At 39.3% G+C, this 562-nt stretch carries 2 tRNA genes; both read right to left on the reverse strand.

What is annotated here, in order from left to right:
• Positions 1 to 210 precede the first annotated feature (210 nt).
• Positions 211 to 286, reverse strand: a tRNA-Ala gene (locus WDB87_RS09915).
• Between the two features lie 111 nt (positions 287 to 397).
• Positions 398 to 474: transfer RNA gene (locus WDB87_RS09920), tRNA-Ile, on the reverse strand.
• Positions 475 to 562 lie beyond the last annotated feature (88 nt).

Genomic DNA, 562 nt, shown 5'->3' on the forward strand with positions numbered 1-562 from the left:
TGATTAAATTGGCACTGAATGATACTGCTATCATTCTTTTTTACTTTTGAAAACTCTGTATAAATAACAAATGTCATTCATACGAATTTTATTATCAGCTTTTCCAAATTTTTAAAGAGCAGAGAATCAAAAACTTCTCAAAATTAAACACACTCTATTCTCAGGTGATGTTGCTACCCGATAAAGAATATTTATTTTTAAGAAGTAAAGTGGTGGAGCTAAGCAGGATCGAACTGCTGACCTCCTGCGTGCAAGGCAGGCGCTCTCCCAGCTGAGCTATAGCCCCACATATGCTGGTCTTACTGTTTGTTATCCGACTTTGATCCAGACTAGGCATGACACGACAAATGTTTAGTTCACTAAACGAGGAGTGTCATAACAACGTATGGTAGCAAAGTGGTGGGTCTGGGTGGATTTGAACCACCGACCTCACCCTTATCAGGGGTGCGCTCTAACCAACTGAGCTACAGACCCAAACAATAAGTGTTGTTCTCTTTACAATTAACAATCATCTGTGTGGACACTACGAACAAATAAGTTCTAAATCGTATAAGGAGGTGAT

It is taken from the genome of Pseudoalteromonas sp. C12FD-1 (assembly GCF_037414265.1).
GTDB lineage: Bacteria > Pseudomonadota > Gammaproteobacteria > Enterobacterales > Alteromonadaceae > Pseudoalteromonas.